Below are 20,611 nucleotides of genomic sequence, written 5' to 3' on the forward strand. Positions count from 1 at the left end.
CTCGGGCGCGCGCGCTTATCCGGCGATCATTACCTCGCGCGTAATCGACTCTGGGCGCGCGGCGCGGCAAGGTTGGAGACAGCCGATCGGAAGACCGAACGGCTGCCGAAAACCATTACCGCACAGGAGGATTCATTATGTCGCGCTACGAGGAAGCGGTCGATCGGTACTTCGCCGCGTGGAACGCCACCGACGAGGACGACCGGGCCGCGGCGGTGGCGGCCGCGTGGGCCGAGGACGGCGCGTACACCGATCCGCTCGCGGAGGTGCGCGGGCACGCCCAGCTGGCGGCGGCCATCGGGGGCGTGCAGGCGCAGTTCCCCGGGTTCGAGTTCCGTCGCCTCGGCGCGGTCGACGGCCACCACGACATCGCCCGCTTCTCCTGGGAGCTGGTCTCCGCGGCCGACGGCAGCGCCCCGGTCGCGGGTTCGGACGTGATCTCCCTCGGAGCCGACGACCGGATCACGAGGGTGCACGGTTTCCTCGACCGGGTGCCCACGGCGTAGCGGCCGGTGGCCGGACCTGCGATCCGTCTCCGGGCGACACGCCCGGCGCACCCGCGGCCGGGTTGCGCCTGCGGCGAACACCGTGCGTCGTCCGCGGCGCGAGGGCATCCTGGACGCAGTAGTGCAATTCCGGCAAACAGGGTGGTGGTCGGCGTGGACAACGCCGCGATGGATGCCTACTCCCGCACGGTGATCGCGGTGGCGGCGTCGGTGACGCCGCACGTGGCCAGCGTGCGGACCAGGCGGGGGAGCGGATCGGCGGTGGTCTTCACCGACGACGGGTTCCTGTTGACGAACGCGCACGTCGTCGGCGCGGCCCGCGAAGGTGAGGTGGTCTTCGCCGACGGGGTGGAATCCCGCTTCCACGTCGTCGGGGTGGATCCCCTGTCGGATCTCGCGGTGTTGCGCGCACGCGGCGGCGCGCCGGACGCGGTGCCGCTCGGAGATGCCGACCAGTTGGTGGTCGGCCAGCTGGTGGTGGCGGTCGGAAGTCCGCTCGGCCTGGCGGGTTCGGTCACCGCGGGCGTGGTGAGCGCGCTCGGGCGCGCGGTTCCGGTGGCATCCCGCCGCGCCGGCCGCGTGATCGAGGACGTGATCCAGACCGACGCCGCGCTCAACCCCGGAAATTCCGGTGGCGCGCTGTCGGACTCGGCAGGCCGGGTGGTCGGCGTCAACACCGCGGTCGCGGGCATCGGGCTCGGCCTCGCCATCCCGATCAACGTGACGACGCGCCGGATCATCGGCACGCTGCACACCGAGGGGCGTGTCCGGCGCGCATACCTCGGCTTGGTCGGCGTGCCCGCGCCGCTGCCCGAGCCGGTCGCCGCGCGCACCGGGCAGGCCGCCGGGGTGCGCATCGTGGAGGTGGTCCGTGGCGGCCCCGCCGAGCTGGCCGGGCTGCGCCGCGGTGATCTGGTGCTGAGCGTGGCGCGGTCGGAAGTGCGTGACGCGCAGGGGATTCAGCGGCAGCTGTTCGCCGAGTCGATCGGCGTGCAACTGCCGGTCACCGTGCTGCGCAACGGGGCCATGGTCGACGTCATCGCGGTCCCGGTGGAACTCGTGGCTGACTGAGCGCTGTCCAGCCGGTCGCCGGGACCGGCTCGGCGGTGGTCACCGGGCGTCCGCACCCGCCCACACTACCGACTCACGAAGTGTCTTTCTGGGCGTCGATTGCCTGCTCGAGTCTGACGGACATGGCCGTGGCGACGAATCCGGGAATGGTAGGGGCGAAGAGCCTGAGGTAGGTGTCGATCCATTCGTGGCGTGAGACGAGGAACGGATAGTCGGTAGGGGCCATGTGGCGTACCGCGAGGATGGGCAGGGGCGCGTCGAGCGCCGGGAACGCCGGATTGTGCAATCCGGGGTAGGTGCAACCCGGATAGAATTGCCCGATCATCAGACCTTCGTCGACGAATTTGGTTTTCTGTTGTCGTTGCACCGCGTCGATCGAGGCGTAGTCGGTGAGGTCGGGAAAGACCGCGAGAACGGCCTTGAACAGCGACTCGGGCGCCTCCTGCGGTGGCAGGGCCGGGAACAGGTCGTACAGGTCGTCGGCGATCGCGGTGATGCGCCCGATATCGATGTCGTGTCCATCGAAGTAGGCGGCCCACAGGTACCTGTGCGTGATGGCGTGGCTGGTGTAGGGGCAGACAGGACCGGGCCGGCCGAGATCCGGGTGGGAATGGCACAGGTATTCGCGGGTCCACCGACGGAGTTCGGGGAACCGGGGGTGGTCGGCGAGGCCTGTTTCCGCGTCGGGAGCGAAGAGGTTGACCGGCTGGACGCCGGAGCGTGTCCCGACTATGGGGTCGGTGTTCATCATCGGCTGGTCCTTGCTGAGATCGGAGGCTCCGGTGGGGGGACGAGGGTGCGGCGGAAATGCTCGGTCAGGGTTGATCCGATGGCGCGTAGCGCCTCGGGGTCGGTCATCCTTTCGTGCGGGACGGCAACACGGTGTTCGAAGATGCTGCCGGTGAGGTACTCCTGCCACGCTAGAGATGGAGAGGGGCCGTCGTCCGGGTGGCCGTCGACGGCGCTGAAGTAGAGCAGATCACCGTCGAAGAGTGCCGGTCGATGATCTCGGGTGAGGTCGATGAGCCGGGTGTAGTCGCCGTGCAGGGTCGCGAGATGCTCGGGTGTGAGGGCGGTGAAGAGACCGCCTTGCCGGTGCAGCAAGTCGGTCGCGGCCTCGACGGTGAGGTCGGCCGGAATTCGGGAACCGGCCACGCCGCCGAACTCGGTGAGCATGTCCCGGAGGCTGGGTAGGGGAGCTTGCGCGCTGCCCGCGTCGACAACGCGGGTGTCCATCATCGCCAAGGTGGCGACGGGTTCGCCCTCGCGACGAAGTCGCACGGCGATCGCGTGCGCGATGGTGCCGCCCAACGAGTAGCCGAGCAGGTGGTAGGGGCCGTGCGGCTGGACCGACCGGATCTCCCGCACGTAGCGGGCGGCGAGTTGGTCGAGCGTGTCGAACCGCGCGGTGGGGTCGGTCAGCGCCGGGGATTGCAGCCCGTGGACGGGTCGCTCCGAGCCGAGGTGCTGCACGAGTCCGCTGAAACCCCAAGCCAAACCGATGGCCGGGTGGACGCAGAACAGTGGCGGTTCGACGCCGGTCGCGCGCAGGGGGAGCAGCACCGCGAGCGCGTCATGAGGGTCGGGTTCCTCGAACCCGCGCAGCCGGGCCTCGATGCGGCGGGCCAGCGATTGCGGTGTCGGGTCGCTGAAGATCCACTGAATCGGCACGGGCACCCCGGTGGACTCCTCCAACCGCGCCACCAGTTGGGTCGCGGCCAGCGAGTTGCCGCCCAGGGCGAAGAAGCCGTCGTCGCAACCGGCTCGTTCGAGCTGGAGCGTTCGCGCGAACGCCTCGCAGACGGCGGTCTCCAGAGGTGTGGACGGCGCGCGGAACGGGGGGCGGTCCGGCGCGGGCAGAGCTTTGTAGTCGAATTTGCCGGTGCTGGTGAGCGGGATCCGGTCGAGGACGACGATGGCGGTGGGGATCATGTGGGTGGGCAGGCGGGTTGCGAGGTAGGTGGTCATGGCGACGGTGTCGGGTGTGGTGTGCGGCGTCGGTACGACGTAGCCGGTGAGTCGGCCGGTGCCGTCGGGGTGGGTGTGCACGGTGACCGCGGCGTAGGCGATGTCGGGGTAGCTGCTCAGCGCGGATTCGACCTCGCCGGGTTCGACGCGGTTGCCCTGGACCTTCAACTGCAGGTCGCTGCGGCCCTTGTATTGCAGTCTTCGGTCGGTGGTCCACGCCACCAGGTCGCCCGTGCGATACATTCGCGTCCCGGGCCGCCCGTACGGGGCGGGGACGAATCGGCTCGCGGTGGTCGCGGGTTGCTTGTGGTAGCCGCGGGCGAGGCCCGGTCCGGACAGATAGAGTTCGCCGACCACTCCGAACGGAACGGGGCGGAGATTGCGATCGAGTACGACGGCGGTGAATCCGCGGATCGGGCCGCCGATGGCGATCGGGCCGTCGACGGTGGTGGACAGCGGAGTGCCTGCGCAGCTCACGACCGTGGTCTCGGTGGCCCCGTAGCTGATGAGCACCGTGCGGCCCGGCGTCCATCGCGCCGCCAGCTCCGGCGGACACGGCTCACCGCCGATGACCAGGGTTTCGAGTCCGTCGGGATTCATCGCGGCGAGCATCGTCGGGGTGAGCGCGGCATGGGTGACGTGTTCCGCCCGGACCAGCTCGGACAGTCCGGCGCCGACCGGTGTGGGGGCGAGGATCAGCGTGGCTCCGCCGCAGACGGCGCTGATCCATTCGAGGATCGAGACGTCGAAGCTCGGCGAGGCGACAGCCAGTATCCGAGAGGACGGAGTGATGCCGAACCGTTCCCGCGTGTCCGCGGCCAGGTTCGCTATCCCGGTATGTGTGACCACGACGCCCTTCGGGGTTCCGGTGGAGCCGGAGGTGTAGACCAGGTAGGCCGGGTGCTGTGGCCGTAGTGGGGCTGTTCGGTCGGCATCGCCGATCGCCGCGGAGGACACTTCTGCCGACGTCGCCGCGAAGGAGGGGCTGTCGACGGTCAGCCATTTGATGTTGTCCGGCAACTGATTTCGGTAGGGCTCGCGAGTAAGCCCGACCATGGCACCGGAATCCGTGAGGATGGTCGTGCTGCGTTCGCGCGGATGGCTGGGTTCCACCTGGACGAACGCGCCGCCGGTCTTCGCGACCGCCCACACGGCGATCATGGCGTCGATGGAGCGAGGTAGCGCTATGGCTACGAACGATTCCGGTCCTATCCCGGTGTCGATCAACACCCGCGCCCACTGGTTCGAGGTTTCGTCGAGTTCGCGGTAGGACAGTCGTACGCCGTCGCAGACCACCGCTTCGGTCTCCGGTTCCATCGCGGCGGTCAGCACCTGCGGCAGCACCGACATCACCGCGCCGCGCGGGCCACGCACGGGGACCAGCGCGGCCTGCTCGGCCTGCGACAGCAGCTGTAGCCGGGTGAGCGGCAGGTCGATGTGGTCCGCGACGGTGTCGAGCACGCGCAGCACACGGTCGGCGATGGCGTCGATCTGCTGCCGGGTCAGCAGGTCGGGCAAGTATTTGAAGGTCAGGTGCAATCTGTTGTCCTGGTGCACGATCAGGCCGAGCGGGTAGTGCGCGGCATCGCGTCCGTGCACGCCCAGGACACGCATTCCTGCGATGTCGGTGTCTTCGGACAACCCGGTCGAGTCGATCGGGTAGGACTCGAAGGCCGTCACGGTGTCGAACATCGCGCCAGGACCGGCGATCTGCTGGATCTGGGCCAGGCCCAGGTGGTGATGGTCGAGCAGCGCGGCTTGTTCGGTCCGGATTCGCCGCACCAGTTGGGCGAGGGTTTCGCGGTGGTCCAGCCGGACCCGCACCGGCACCGTGTTGATGAACAGCCCGATCATCGATTCGATGCCGGCGATCTGGGGCGGGCGCCCGGAGACGGTGGTGCCGAACACCACGTCCTCGCGGCCGGTCGCGTTGGCCAGCACGATTCCCCAGGCGGCCTGAACGAGGGTGTTGAGCGTGACCTCCTGTCGGTGGGCTGTGGCGACCAGCGCCGAGGTGCGGTCTTCGCCGAGCTGAACTTGTACCTCGCGCGTGGCGGCGGTGTGCCTGCGGCCGCGGTCCGCGATCGCCAGCAGCGTCGGCTCCGACACGCCGTCGAGTGCCCGCGTCCACGCGGTTTCCGCCGCGTTCCGGTCTTGGGCGTGCAGCCACGTCAGGTAGTCACGGAAGGGACGGCCCGGAGCGGGCGCCGTGGCGTCGTCGTCGCAGGCGTAGAGGGTCAGCAGCTCCCGGATGAGCAGTGGCGTGGACCAGCCGTCGACGAGGATGTGATGCATGCTCCACACCAGCCGGTATCGCTCGGGGGCAATGCGCACCAACGTCATTCGCAGCAGCGGCGCCGCCGCCACGTCGAAGCTGGCGCGCCGGTCGGCGGCCATGAGCTGATCCAGCGCGGCGGCGGAATCGTCGTGCTCGGCCAGGTCGATGAGGGTGAACGGCACGTCGACGTGCTTGTGCACCACTTGGACCGCTTCACCCGCGCCGTCGCGCACGAACGCGGTCCGCAGGTTGGGGTGCCGTCCGACGAGCGCCTGCGCGGCGCGGCGCAGCCGCTCGGCGTCGACGTGCCCGCCGAGTTCCATGCAGAGTTGCACGATGTAGGCGTCGAGGGCGCCGTCCGCGAGCTGAGCGTGGAACAGCAACCCGGTCTGCAGCGGCGTGAGCGGCCAGATGTCGTCCAGGGCCGGGTGCAGGCGCTCCAGCCGGTCGATCGTGTCCTGGCTCAGATCGAGGAGGTCGAGGTCGGAGGGGGTGAGCCCGCCGGCGCCGGGCCGGGACGCGTAGTCGGCCAGCGCGGTCACCGCGTCGCGCCACAGTTCCGCGAGGCCGGTGACCTCGTCGGAGGTCAACAGACCGGTCGGATAGTCCCAGGCGGCGGTGAGAGCCGGCCCTTCCGGGGTGTCGGTGACGACCGCGTTGACTCCCAGCACGGATGCGGCGGCCGCGTCGGGGTTCTGGACTCCGCCGCCTCCGGCGGGCATCCACCCGGCCTCGCGCAACGCGGCGGGAATGGTGTCGTATCTGCCCATATAGTTGAAGCTCACCTGCGGTGCGGGCAGCGCACGCAGGATGCGGGCGGTATCGGCGTCGAGGTATCGCAGCTGGCCGTATCCGATCCCGTGATCGGGGACCTGCCGCAAACGTTCCTTCACTGATTTGACGACAGCCCCGGCGGCGGGTCCGGCGGCGAACGCGTCATCTATGTCGATGCCGGACAAGTCGAGTCGCACCGGATAGGTGGTGGTGAACCATCCGACGGTGCGCGAGAGGTCGGCGTGCGGGAGCACCGTGTCGTGGCGGCCGTGGCTTTCGAGGGTGAGCAGCGTTTCCGGCGCGGTGTCGCCGTGCTCGCGCCGCCATCGGGTCAGCGCCAGAGCGAGCCCCGCGATCAGCGCGTCGTCCACGTTGCCGCGGAAGGCCTCCGGCAGCGTGGTGAGCACCGCGCGGGTCGCCGCGATGGGCAGCTTCACCTCGACGGTCGCGACGGTGGCCTGCACGTCCACCGCGGGATCGATGGGGCGTGCGCCGATCGGCGGGTCCGCGACGTCGAGTGTGGTGCGCCACCACTCGAGTTCGTCCCGGCGCGCGGCGGCGGTGTTCAGGGCATGCGCCCAGCGTCGCATCGAGGTACCGACAGGCGCGAGCCGCGGCGGTTGCCCCGCGCTGATCTGCGCCCACGCGATTGCGAGGTCGGGAACCAGAATGCGCCACGAAACGCCGTCGACGACCAGGTGATGCGCGACGATCAGCAGCCGTCCCGGCTGTCGCGCCCACTCGAACCAGACCAGTTGCAGCACGACGCCTGCCGCGGGGTCGAGGCGCTCGGCCGCGGCGTTCGCCTCGGCGTCGGCGATCGCGGCGAAGTCGCTGCTGTCCGGCGCCGCGGTTACCGGCACGCGCCGGATCAGCCCCGCGGCTGGTGCGGCGGTCGGCGATACGTGCAGCGCCCAGCCGGACGCGTGCGCGGGGTCCGGGCGTAGCCGGGCTCGCAGCATGTCGTGGCGTTCGAGCACCGCTTGGACAGTGGCGCCGATTCCGGCGCTGTCGATACCGGCAGGCAGCGTGAGCATCGCCCACTGGCTGAAACGGTCGAAGCCACCGCGTTCGAACATCCAGCACATGATCGGCGTCAGCGGTATCTGTCCCACGCCTCCGCCGGGCAGTTCGGCGGGCAGGGCGGTGGCCTCGGTGCTGTCGCGCACGGCGACCCGGGCCAGTTCGGCGACCGTTCCGTGCTCGAACACGTCGCGTGCGGAGAACAGCAGATCCGCCGCCTTGGCGCGCGCGACCAGCTGAATCGCCATGATGCTGTCGCCGCCCATGGCGAAGAACGAATCGTCCGCGCCGACCTCGTCGAGTCCGAGCACCTCCGCGAACAGTCCGGCCAGCGTCGTCTCGAGCTCGGTGGCCGGTGGCCGGGATCCGGCACGGGGGGTGAAGTCGGGCTCGGGCAGAGCGGTGCGGTCCAGCTTGCCGTTGGCCGTCCTCGGCAGCGCGTCGATCACCACGACGGTCGCGGGCACCATGTGCGAGGCCAACCGCTCCGCGGCGAACTCGCGAATCGCGTCCGTGTCGAGCTCGGCCCCGGACTCGGGGACCACGTACCCGATCAACCGGTCGCCGGTGACCGCGCCTCGGCGCACGGCTGCCACCGCGTGCGCCACACCCGAGTACGCGAGCAGCGCCGATTCGACCTCGCCGAGTTCGATGCGGAAACCACGGATCTTCACCTGAGAATCCGTCCGGCCCATGTAGTCGAGCGTCAGATGTCCGGTCGGCGACCGCAGCCACCGCACCAGGTCACCGGTCCGGTACATGCGCTGCCCCGGCCTCGCGAACGGATTCGCGACGAACCGAGACGCGGTCGTGCCCACCCGGTTGCGGTAGCCGCGCGCCAAAGCGGGACCCGCCAGATACAACTCGCCGACGACTCCGACCGGTACCGGCCGCAACCAGGTGTCGAGCACGATCTCCTGCACCCCGCGGATCGGGCTGCCGGTCGTCACGGCCTCACCCGCCACCAGCGGGCGCCCGGCGTCGGTCTGGATCGTGGCCTCGGCAGGACCGTAGGTGTTGAACAATCTGCGGCCCGGCGCCCACCGCGACACCAACTCCGGTGGGGGTTCCTCGCCGCCGATCACGACCGTCCCGAGGCCTCCGAGCCCGGCCGGATCGACCGTCGCCAAGGCCGTCGGCGTCAGCGCCGCGTGCGAAACCCGCTCCCGCGCCAAGATTTGCGCCAGCTCGTCCCCGCCGTAGACAGTCGGCGGCGCGATCACCAGTTGCCCGCCCGTCGCGAACGCCCAGAGGTATTCGAGTACCGCCGCGTCGAAACTCGGAGACGCGGCGTGCAGCACCCGCGTGCCCGGCCCGACACCCAAACGCGTACATTGATCGTCCACCAGATTCGCCAGCCCCTTGTGCGACACCACCACGCCTTTCGGCTCTCCCGTCGACCCGGACGTGTAGATCACGTACGCCGCGTGGTCGGGCCGCACCGGCCGTGCTCGCTCCTCGTCGCTCACCGGCGCTGCCGGGAATCCCGCCAGCTGCGCTTCGACCGCCGGTTCGTCGAGCGCCAGCCATCGCACCGATCCGGGGAAACGATCCCGCCATCGCGACAGCGTGATCCCCACCGCCACACCCGAATCGGTGAGCATGAACGCGATGCGGCCGGCCGGATACTCGGGATCCATCGGCGCGAACGCCGCCCCGGACTTCGCCACGGCCCAGACCGCCAGCACCGACTCGAACGACCGCGGCAATCCGACCGCGACGCTCGTCTCCGGGCCCGCTCCCAGGCCGATCAGCATGCGTGCCAGGCGATTCGACTCCGCGTCCAGTTCGCCGTAAGTCCACCGGCGATCGCCGCACACCGCCGCGACCGCACCCGGATCGTTCGCCACCGCCGCGGCCAGCAGATCCGGCAAGACCTGCGCCGACACCGTCGGACGACCCGACACGGGCGCCAACTCGCGGTATTCCGCGGAGGACAGCAGATCCAGCCGGGACAGCGGTAGATCCGGGTCGGTGGCGACCGCGCCCAGCACGCGCAGAACTCGACGCAGCGTCGCGTCCATCATGTCGTGGTCGAAGAGATCGGGCAGGTACTTGATGTCGAGACGCAATCGCGTGTCGACCTGGGCGACAACGCCGATCGGATAGTGCGCCGCGTCGGTGCCGCTCACATCGAGCAGCCGCATGCCCGCGATGTCGGTGTCCGCGGTGAGCCCGCCACGATCGACCGGATAGGACTCGAACACCGTCATCGTGTCGAACACCGCTCCCGGGCCGGCCACCCGTTCGATGTCGGTCAGGCCCACGTAGTGGTGGTCGAGCAGCGCGGCTTGTTCGGCCTGGATCCGGTCGAGCAGCTGCCCCAAACTCTCGGTGCGGTCGAGCCGGACACGCACCGGCAGCGTGTTGACGAACAGCCCGATCATCGATTCGACGTCCGAAAGTTGCGGAGGCCGCCCGGAGACGGTGGTGCCGAAGGTGACATCCGTCCGGGATGTCAAGGCGCCCAACACAATCGCCCAGGCCGTCTGGACCACGGTGTTGAGGGTGACTCCGCGTGCCCGCGCCAGGTTCGTCAAGTCGGCGGTCTGTTCCTCGGTCAATTCGCCGAGGACATCTCGTGATTCGGTGTAGCGGCGGCGGGGGTCGGATGGAGCCATCAGAGTCGGCTCGTCGGCGCCGTCGAACGCACGGGCCCAGGCGTCGAGCGAAGCGGTCGGGTCCTGCCGCGCCAGCCACGCCAAGAAGTCCCGATAGGGCCGGACACGAGGGAGCATCGCGTCGTCGCAGTCGGTGGCGTAGAGCACCAGCAACTCCCTCAGGAGCAGCGGCATCGACCAGCCGTCCAGCAACAGGTGATGGTTGGTCAGCACCAGCCGGAAGCGCTCCGGCCCGATGGTGACCAGCATCCAGCGCAGCAGTGGGGCGCGCGACGGGTCGAACCGGGTCGCGCGGTCCTCGGCCATCAGCCGAGTCCACTCTCGATCCCGTTCCCCGTCGTCCAGCCCGGACAGGTCCAGCTCCGTCCATGGCGCCTGGACGTCTTCGTCGACCACCTGCACCGGCCCGGTGTCGGTGACGAACGCCGCGCGCAGATTCGCATGCCGGTTCAGCAGCGCCTGCCCGGCTCGGCGCAGCCGCTGCGCATCGACTCGCCCACCCAGTTCGAGGACCAGCTGGACCACATAGGCGTCCACCGATTCCTCGGCGAACACCGCATGGAACAGCAATCCCTCCTGCAACGGAGTCAACGGCCAAACATCGCTCAGCGCCGGATATCCGGTCTCGAGCCGCTCGATATCGGACTGGGTGAGATCGACGAGGTCCAGATCCGACGGCGTCCGTCCGCCGGTCCCGGCGCGGCGGCTGTATGCCGCCAACGCGGTCAGTACCCGGCGCCACGACTCCGCCACCTCGTGCACCTGGTCGGCGGTGAGCACCCCGTCCGGATACGACCACCTCGCCCGCAGCCGCCGCCGGTCGCCGTCGTCCAGGACGAGGGCGTTGATGTCGAGCACCGCCGACATCGGCAGGTCCGGATCGAGCGCACCGGTGAACTCTGCGCCCGAGAGGTCCCCGCCGTCGTCCACCGGTAGCCATCCGGCCGACGGCGCTCCTCCGGGCATCTTCGTGGCGACGCGGCCGAGGTAGTTGAATCCGATCTGCGGTGTCGGCATGCTCTCGAGTTCCGGTCCGGTATCGGTGTTGAGATACCGCAGCAAGCCGTAGCCGATCCCGTGGTCCGGGACCTTGCGCAACTGTTCCTTCACCGACTTGACCGCTGCCCCCAGCGCGGGCCCGCCCGCGGTCGCGTCGTCGACATCGATGCCGGACAGGTCGAGGCGCATCGGGAAACTCGTGGTGAACCAGCCGACCGTCCGCGCCAGATCCGCGCCGGGGACCGCGCGCTCCTCGCGGCCGTGCCCTTCCAAACCGATCACGACGTCCGCGAGATCGCCGGAGGCGACCGTGTCGCGCTCGCGCCGCCACCTCGTCACCGCCACCGCCAGCGCGGCCAGCAGCCCGTCGCTCACCTCGCCGTGGAATGCCGCGGGCACGGTGGTCAACAACGCCTCGGTCACCTCGGGGGGAACATCGATCTCGACCGTGCGGGCAGTGGCGGCGACATCGATCGCGGGGTCGAGGGGGCGGGATCCGATCACCGGATCGTCTCCGGCGGCCATCGCTTTCCAGAATCCGAATTCGGCGCGCCGCTCGGCGCTTCCGGCCGATTCGACCAGCCCGTGGGCCCACCTGCGCATGGACGTCCCGACCGGGGCCAGCTCAGGTGGTTCGCCGGACTCGATCCGCGCCCACGCGATCGCGAGATCCGGCACCAGCACCCGCCAGGACACTCCGTCGACGGCCGTATGGTGCGCCACCACCAGCGCCCGGCCCGGCTCCGTCGTGGCTACCGGGTCGAACCAGACCACCTGCAGCACGACCCCGGCGCCCGGATCGAGCCGGTCCGCGGCGGCGTCCAACTCCGCCGCCACAGAAGCACGGAACTCGGCGCTTCCCGGGGCTTCCGGCATCGCCACCCGACGGATGACGTCCTCGGCTCGAATCGCCCCGGCGGGCAAGGCTTCCCACGCCCAACTTCCGTCGTCGGTCGGGCGCAGCCGCGCGCGCAGCATGTCGTGCCGATCGAGTACCGCCTGCACCGTGCCCACCAGCTGCTGCCGGTCGATCCCCGGCGGCAGTCCGAGCAACACCGCCTGCGAGAAGCGGCCGAACCCCGACCCGGCCCGCTCGAGCAGCCACCGGACGATCGGCGTGACCGGCACCGGCCCCACGCCTCCGCCGGGCAGTTCGGCCGCGAGCGCGGTCGCCGCGGTGCCGCCGCGGACGGCGACCTCGGCCAGCCCGGCGACCGTCTTGCGGTCGAACACGTCGCGCGGGGTGAACACCACACCCGCCGCCCTGGCTCGATTGACCAACTGGATCGACATGATGCTGTCGCCGCCGAGGGTGAAGAAGGAGTCGTCGAGTCCGATGGTGTTGGTGTGGAGTATGTCGGTGAATGCTTGGGTGATGGTGTGTTCGAGGGGTGTTCGTGGTGGTCGGTAGGGTTTGTGGTCGGTGGGTGGTGGTGTGGGTAGTGCGGTGCGGTCGAGTTTTCCGGTGGGGGTGAGGGGGATGTGGTCGAGGGGGATGATCGCGGTGGGGATCATGTAGGTGGGTAGTTGGGTGGTGAGGTGTTGGGTGAGGGTGGTGGTGTCGATGGTGTGGTGGGGTGTGGGGACGACGTAGGAGATGAGGGTGTGGTTTCCGTTGTCGTCGTGGTGGCCGATGGTGGTGGCGTAGTCGACGGTGGGGTGGGTGGTGAGGGTGGTGTCGATTTCGCCGAGTTCGATGCGTTGGCCGTGGATTTTGACTTGGAAGTCGGTGCGGCCGAGGTGTTGGAGGGTGTGGTCGGGTTGCCAGCGGACGAGGTCGCCGGTGCGGTACATGCGGGTGCCGGGTAGCCAGGGGCAGGCGATGAAGCGTTCGGCGGTGAGGGCTGGGTTGTGGTGGTATCCGCGGGCGAGGAGTGGTCCGGCGATGTAGAGTTCGCCTGCTACGCCGGTGGGTACGGGTTGTAGGTGTTGGTCGAGGACCCATTCGTGGGTGCCGGGGATGGGGTGGCCGATGGTGACGGCCTCACCCGCCACCAACGGGCCACTCAGCGTGGCGGCGATGGTTGCCTCGGCCGGGCCGTATCCGTTGAGAATGTCCCGGTCGCCGCTCCAGCGTTCGACCAACTCTGCGCCGAGGCCTTCGCCACCGATCAGCAGACACCTCAAATCCGGTAGCGGCAGTCGGGTTCGGTCGAGGGTGGACAACACCGAAGGTGTGAGGAAAGCGTGGCTGACCCGCTGGCGAACGAGCAGTTCGCCCAGGTCGTCGCCGCCTTGGACGGAGCTGGGCGCGATGACCATGGCCGAACCCGCGCCGCTCAGCGCCGACAGCATTTCCAGTATCGCCAGATCGAAGCTCGGTGAAGCCGCGTGCAGTACCCGAGAAGCGGATTCGATACACGCGAGATCCCGGTGCTGGGCGACGCAGCTGGCGAGCCCTCGGTGGGTGACCGCGACGCCTTTGGGCAGCCCGGTCGATCCGGAGGTGTAGATGACGTAGGCGATGTCGTCGACGCGCAGCGGGCGTACGCGGTCTTTGTCGGTGATGGGTGGGGTGGTGGTGGGTGGGGTGTTGTCGATGGTGAGCCAGTTGATGGTGTGGGGGAGGTGTGGGTGTGTGGGGGTGGTGGTGAGGCCGATGGTGGTGTGGGAGTTGGTGGTGATGTGGGTGATTCGTTGGGTGGGGTGTGTGGGGTCGATGGGTAGGAAGGCGGCGCCGGTTTTGGTGATGGCCCAGATGGCGATGATGGTTTCGGGGGAGCGGGGGATGGCGATGGCGACGATGTCTTCGGGGCCGATGTGGTGGTGGAGGAGTTGGTGGGCGAGGTGGTTGGAGCGTTGGTCGAGTTCTTGGTAGGTGATGTGGTGGTTGTTGTGGATGATGGCGGTGTTGTGGGGGTGGTTGTGGGCGGTGGTGGTGAGGAGGTCGGGCAGTGTGGTCGGTGGTGTGGGTGGTGGTCCGGTGCGGGTGAGGAGGTCGGTTTTTTCGGTGGGGTCGAGGATGTCGATGGTGGCGATGGGTTGGGTGGGGTTGGTGGTGATGGCGTGCAGGATGTGGAGCCATCGGTGGGTGAGGGTGTCGATGGTGGTGGGGTTGTAGAGGTCGGTGGCGTAGGTGATGGTGGCGGTCATCTCGCCGTTGTGGTTGTCGGTGAGGATGATTTGTAGGTCGAATCGTGCTGTGGGGGTGGGTGGTTCGGTGGGGGTGATGTCGAGGTGGGGGAGGTGGAGGTGGGGTTGGTCGAGGTTTTGGAAGGCGAGCAGTGTTTGGAAGAGGGGGTGGTGGGAGCGGGTGCGGTGGGGGGTGAGGTGGTCGACGAGTTGTTCGAAGGGGATGTCGGCGTGTTGGAAGGCTTGCAGGTCGGTGTTTCTGGTGCGGGTGAGTAGGTCGGTGAAGGGTTCGTGGGGGTTGATGTGGGTGCGTAGGACGAGGGTGTTGACGAACATGCCGATGAGGTCGTCGAGGGCGGGGTCGCCGCGTCCGGCGATGGGGGTGCCGATGGGGATGTCGGTGCTGTTGCTGAGGCGGGCGAGCAGGACTGCGAGGGTGGCGTGGATGACCATGAACACCGAGCAGTCGTGCTGGCGTGCGAGGGTGTGTAGTGCGGTGATGAGTTCGGTGTCGAGGGTGTAGGTGGTGGTGGCGCCGTGGTGGGAGGCCACTGCGGGGCGGGGACGATCCACCGGCAACGACAACTCCTCGACGAGGCCGTCCAGAGCCTCGGTCCAATATCGGAGTTGCCGGGCGCTCAGCGATTCCGGATCGTCGGGTGATCCGAGAGCGGCTTGCTGCCACAGCGCGTAGTCCGCGTACTGGACGGGCAGGGGCGTCCACGACGGTGCTTCGCCGCGGATCCGCGCGGCGTACGCGGTCGTCACGTCGCGAGCCAGTGGCGTCATGGAGAAGCCGTCCGCCGCGATGTGGTGCACCACGACGGCCAGTACGTATTCCGGCTCCGCGCCGCCGGTGGCCCGGAACAATCGGGCGCGCACCGGCACCTGGGCGCTCACATCGAAGCCTTCGCTCACGAATTCGGTTACCGCGGCGGCCATCCGGCTCGGCGGAACGAATACCAGAGCCAGCTCGCGATCGACTTCGTCGACGGGTTCGATCAGCTGGATCAGCTTTCCGTCGTGATCCGGGTACCGCGTGCGCAGCGACTCGTGTCTGCGTAGCACGTCGACCAGAGCCGATCGCAAGGCGTCGACGTTCAGTTCGCCGCGCAGCCGCAGGACGATCGGCAAGTTGTACGCCCCCGAGCTGGTGTCGTACTGGTTGAGGAACCACATCCGTTGTTGGGCAGGCGCCAGCGGCACGAGCTCGGGGCGTGGCCCGGCGATCAGCGGCGGGCGCTGCCGCCCCTGGCCGACATGCCGTTCGACGCGGGCCGCGAGCTCCCCCACCGTGGGCGCCTCGAACAGCAGCTGGACCGGGATCTCGGTATCCAGCGCGGACCCGACTCGCGCCGCGATCCGCATCGCGCCCAAGCTGTCGCCGCCGAGGGTGAAGAAGGAGTCGTCGAGTCCGATGGTGTTGGTGTGGAGTATGTCGGTGAATGCTTGGGTGATGGTGTGTTCGAGGGGTGTTCGTGGTGGTCGGTAGGGTTTGTGGTCGGTGGGTGGTGGTGTGGGTAGTGCGGTGCGGTCGAGTTTTCCGGTGGGGGTGAGGGGGATGTGGTCGAGGGGGATGATCGCGGTGGGGATCATGTAGGTGGGTAGTTGGGTGGTGAGGTGTTGGGTGAGGGTGGTGGTGTCGATGGTGTGGTGGGGTGTGGGGACGACGTAGGAGATGAGGGTGTGGTTTCCGTTGTCGTCGTGGTGGCCGATGGTGGTGGCGTAGTCGACGGTGGGGTGGGTGGTGAGGGTGGTGTCGATTTCGCCGAGTTCGATGCGTTGGCCGTGGATTTTGACTTGGAAGTCGGTGCGGCCGAGGTGTTGGAGGGTGTGGTCGGGTTGCCAGCGGACGAGGTCGCCGGTGCGGTACATGCGGGTGCCGGGTAGCCAGGGGCAGGCGATGAAGCGTTCGGCGGTGAGGGCTGGGTTGTGGTGGTATCCGCGGGCGAGGAGTGGTCCGGCGATGTAGAGTTCGCCTGCTACGCCGGTGGGTACGGGTTGTAGGTGTTGGTCGAGGACCCATTCGTGGGTGCCGGGGATGGGGTGGCCGATGGTGACGGCCTCACCCGCCACCAACGGGCCACTCAGCGTGGCGGCGATGGTTGCCTCGGCCGGGCCGTATCCGTTGAGAATGTCCCGGTCGCCGCTCCAGCGTTCGACCAACTCTGCGCCGAGGCCTTCGCCACCGATCAGCAGACACCTCAAATCCGGTAGCGGCAGTCGGGTTCGGTCGAGGGTGGACAACACCGAAGGTGTGAGGAAAGCGTGGCTGACCCGCTGGCGAACGAGCAGTTCGCCCAGGTCGTCGCCGCCTTGGACGGAGCTGGGCGCGATGACCATGGCCGAACCCGCGCCGCTCAGCGCCGACAGCATTTCCAGTATCGCCAGATCGAAGCTCGGTGAAGCCGCGTGCAGTACCCGAGAAGCGGATTCGATACACGCGAGATCCCGGTGCTGGGCGACGCAGCTGGCGAGCCCTCGGTGGGTGACCGCGACGCCTTTGGGCAGCCCGGTCGATCCGGAGGTGTAGATGACGTAGGCGATGTCGTCGACGCGCAGCGGGCGTACGCGGTCTTTGTCGGTGATGGGTGGGGTGGTGGTGGGTGGGGTGTTGTCGATGGTGAGCCAGTTGATGGTGTGGGGGAGGTGTGGGTGTGTGGGGGTGGTGGTGAGGCCGATGGTGGTGTGGGAGTTGGTGGTGATGTGGGTGATTCGTTGGGTGGGGTGTGTGGGGTCGATGGGTAGGAAGGCGGCGCCGGTTTTGGTGATGGCCCAGATGGCGATGATGGTTTCGGGGGAGCGGGGGATGGCGATGGCGACGATGTCTTCGGGGCCGATGTGGTGGTGGAGGAGTTGGTGGGCGAGGTGGTTGGAGCGTTGGTCGAGTTCTTGGTAGGTGATGTGGTGGTTGTTGTGGATGATGGCGGTGTTGTGGGGGTGGTTGTGGGCGGTGGTGGTGAGGAGGTCGGGCAGTGTGGTCGGTGGTGTGGGTGGTGGTCCGGTGCGGGTGAGGAGGTCGGTTTTTTCGGTGGGGTCGAGGATGTCGATGGTGGCGATGGGTTGGGTGGGGTTGGTGGTGATGGCGTGCAGGATGTGGAGCCATCGGTGGGTGAGGGTGTCGATGGTGGTGGGGTTGTAGAGGTCGGTGGCGTAGGTGATGGTGGCGGTCATCTCGCCGTTGTGGTTGTCGGTGAGGATGATTTGTAGGTCGAATCGTGCTGTGGGGGTGGGTGGTTCGGTGGGGGTGATGTCGAGGTGGGGGAGGTGGAGGTGGGGTTGGTCGAGGTTTTGGAAGGCGAGCAGTGTTTGGAAGAGGGGGTGGTGGGAGCGGGTGCGGTGGGGGGTGAGGTGGTCGACGAGTTGTTCGAAGGGGATGTCGGCGTGTTGGAAGGCTTGCAGGTCGGTGTTTCTGGTGCGGGTGAGTAGGTCGGTGAAGGGTTCGTGGGGGTTGATGTGGGTGCGTAGGACGAGGGTGTTGACGAACATGCCGATGAGGTCGTCGAGGGCGGGGTCGCCGCGTCCGGCGATGGGGGTGCCGATGGGGATGTCGGTGCTGTTGCTGAGGCGGGCGAGCAGGACTGCGAGGGTGGCGTGGATGACCATGAACACCGAGCAGTCGTGCTGGCGTGCGAGGGTGTGTAGTGCGGTGATGAGTTCGGTGTCGAGGGTGTAGGTGGTGGTGGCGCCGTGGTGGGAGGCCACTGCGGGGCGGGGACGATCCACCGGCAACGACAACTCCTCCGGAAGGTCCGCGAGGGCGTCGCGCCAGAACGCGAGGTCGTCGCGGCGGCTTCGGATCCGGGCCGCTTCGCGCGCACTGCCGGGGTGGATCCGCGCGAGGTCGGTGGCCGGCGTGGCGGCGGCGAACTCGTCGAGGAACTCCACGAACTCGCTGTGGTGGGCGGACAGTTCGGGGCCGGTGTAGCGGTCGGGATTGGCCAGGAAGTGCAGGATCGTCCGCGGCGGTTCTCCGGTCTGATACAGGTTGACCAGGAGATCCTCGACCGGCCCGGAGCTGAGGATGTGGAAGTCCCCGGTCAACTCGCCGAAGCGGATCTTCTGGGGGAAGAACATGACGTTCACCATCGGGCCCGCGAACCGCCGCTGCCCGCGCGATCCGGTGGCGGCGCGAATATCGGCGAGGCCGCACCGCTGGTGGCGCAACGCGCCGACCAAGTCGGATTGAACCCGCCGTACCAGCGTCGCGACCGTGTCTTCCGCGCCGAGTGCGAGCGGAAGCGGCGCGAGGTTGACGAACACCCCGCCGGACCGGCGCAGGACGGCCGTGGTTCGGCCGGAGACGGGAACATCGACGAGGACCTCGTCCCGGCCGGTCATCCGGGCCAGATAGCAACCGAACGCGGCGATCACCACCGCGGCCGGGCTCGCGTCGAGCGCTTTCGCGGCGTCCGCGATCCGCCCCACCAGCGCCGTCGGCAGTTCGGCCATCGCGACCACGCTGTCCGCACGCGGCGGCGCGTAGCGGGTCGCCAGACTGGATTCGTCATCGGCGACATCGGCGAGCTTGTCCACCCAATATGCCTGGTCGTCGGCGAACCGCTTCGACTCCCGATACATGCGGTCGGCCTCGTACAGTGTGCGAAGGTCCGCCGCCCGATTCGGTTCCGGCGGCCGTTCCTCCACGGCGGCCGTATACAACTCCGCGAGCCGGTTCAACATCGTCATCGCGGCGTAGCCGTCCACCGCGACATGGTGAGCTCTGTTGTACAACAGGTAATGCCGGTCGCCGACCTGCAGAAGCGCCCCCGCCCACAACCGGTCCCGAGCCATATCCAGCGGTGCGGTGTATTCGTCGTGCATCCACTTCAATGCCGCCGCCATGGGATCCGGTTCGGCACGCGTATCGATTACCGGCCCCGTCGAAGCCAGTGACGGGTCGAACAGTTGATGCGGGGTGCCGTCCACCTCGACCAGCCGAAAATACCCTGACTGGAACTCGTGACCCGCGCGAATTATCAGCGAACGCAGAAGCTCACGATCGAGCTCGCCGTGGAACTCGACGTATTGCGCCTCGCATATCGGGACGTCCGGACTCAAGCGTTGCGCCAGCCACAGCCCCCGCTGTCCGGCTGACAGCGGTACAGGCTCTGGTGGCGACACGTCCGGTGCGGTGTTCGATCCACGGTCGGGGTCGAACTGCGGTCGCTGAACGGTCATCACCTTGCCTCCAGACCCGACCGGAAATCAGTTTAAGCCGACCGGTTCGTTCGCGTACACCTAAACCACGATGCAGAGCGGCAAATAGTTGCCGACTTTACGAAATTGATAAGGGTCGGTGCGCGGAGCTGTCGCGGCAGAGGCTTATGTGACGCGGTAGGGGGCGAACTGCACTGCGGCCCTATCCGGCGATGGCGCGGTTGTAGTGTCAATTGCGGTGCCGCACGCGAACCGTGCACTGGAGAGCGGACGGGCGCTTAGTCCCTTATTACTGATTCATCCTCGTTCTCGGCACCGCTGAATTTCCCGCATTCCCGTCGGGCTGTGCGGCGGGAATGCTGGACGTGACCCCGGTTCCGTGGAATCGGTCACGGATCGAGCGTTGCTCAGTCGGCAGCCGCGACGGGTTCGGCGATGTCTACCGAAGCGGGGACTGTCGTCTTCCATCGCGCGTCGACCACCAGACCGGCCAGTCCGACCGCGAGGCAGGCGCCGGACAGCGCGAGCATCGCCGGATGGGTGGTCCCGGTGAGCGCGTCGCCGAGGATGACGGTGCCGATCGTGCCGGGCAGCACACCCAGCACCGTGGCGAACAGATACGGCCAGAACCGGATCGAGGACAAGCCACAGCAGTAATTGATCACCGAGAACGGTACGGCCGCGATGAGCCGCAGCGAGCCGACCGCCAGCCAGCCGCGGCGGGCGAGACGTACATCGATGGCGCGCACCGCGGGATGGGTGAGCCGGGCGGCGACCTGATTGCGATCGAGCGCGCGGATGAGCACGATGGCCAGGGCCGCGCTGACGGTCGTCGCGCTCACCGCGAGCGTGATGCCAAGTAGCGGGCCGAACAGCAGTCCGGCGCTGACGGTGAATACGGTGCGCGGGATCGGCGCCACCGTCACCAGAGCGTGGACCAGGAAGAACAGCAGCGGGAAGACCGGGCCGACGGAAGTCGCCCAGTCCTGCACCTGGCGGGGCGACGGCAGCGGGACCAGCAGCGCCGCGCCGAACAGCGCGACCGCGCCGACGATCAGCGCGACGATACGCGGGTCACGGATCAGCCTCGTCACGGGCGACAGGTTACCGGTTGGTAGTGGCGGGCAGGGTCAACCGGC

The 20,611-nt window shown here is 68.4% G+C and carries 5 protein-coding genes; 2 read left to right on the top strand and 3 right to left on the bottom strand.

Features of this window, described 5'->3' with window-relative positions:
* The first annotated feature begins 137 nt into the window (after nucleotides 1-137).
* The gene (locus ACIA5H_RS07590; RefSeq protein WP_397074625.1) at nucleotides 138-506 is read left to right on the top strand and encodes a nuclear transport factor 2 family protein; all 369 of its coding nucleotides are present in this window, start codon (nucleotides 138-140) and stop codon (nucleotides 504-506) included.
* 168 nt (nucleotides 507-674) lie between these two features.
* Nucleotides 675-1,577 carry a S1C family serine protease gene (locus tag ACIA5H_RS07595; protein ID WP_397075041.1) on the top strand — a complete coding sequence of 301 codons (903 nt, stop codon included), beginning with the start codon at nucleotides 675-677 and terminating at the stop codon, nucleotides 1,575-1,577.
* Nucleotides 1,578-1,650: 73 nt separating this feature from the next.
* Here ACIA5H_RS07595 and ACIA5H_RS07600 read toward each other — a convergent pair whose 3' ends face one another.
* From ACIA5H_RS07600 to ACIA5H_RS07610, 3 genes are all read right to left on the bottom strand, one after another.
* Entirely contained in the window at nucleotides 1,651-2,328 is a 678-nt protein-coding gene (locus ACIA5H_RS07600; protein WP_397074627.1) for a DUF6875 domain-containing protein, read from the bottom strand.
* Nucleotides 2,325-19,493, bottom strand: a complete 17,169-nt coding sequence (locus tag ACIA5H_RS07605) for an amino acid adenylation domain-containing protein (RefSeq protein WP_397074629.1) — start codon at nucleotides 19,491-19,493, stop codon at nucleotides 2,325-2,327. Before ACIA5H_RS07605 ends, ACIA5H_RS07600 begins: the two co-directional genes overlap by 4 nt.
* Nucleotides 19,494-19,879: 386 nt before the next feature.
* Nucleotides 19,880-20,566, bottom strand: coding sequence for a TVP38/TMEM64 family protein (locus ACIA5H_RS07610; protein WP_379255427.1), 687 nt, complete (start codon nucleotides 20,564-20,566; stop codon nucleotides 19,880-19,882).
* Between the last annotated feature and the right edge of the window lie 45 nt (nucleotides 20,567-20,611).

This window comes from Nocardia sp. NPDC051900 (assembly GCF_044452545.1).
GTDB classification, from domain to species: domain Bacteria; phylum Actinomycetota; class Actinomycetes; order Mycobacteriales; family Mycobacteriaceae; genus Nocardia; species Nocardia sichangensis.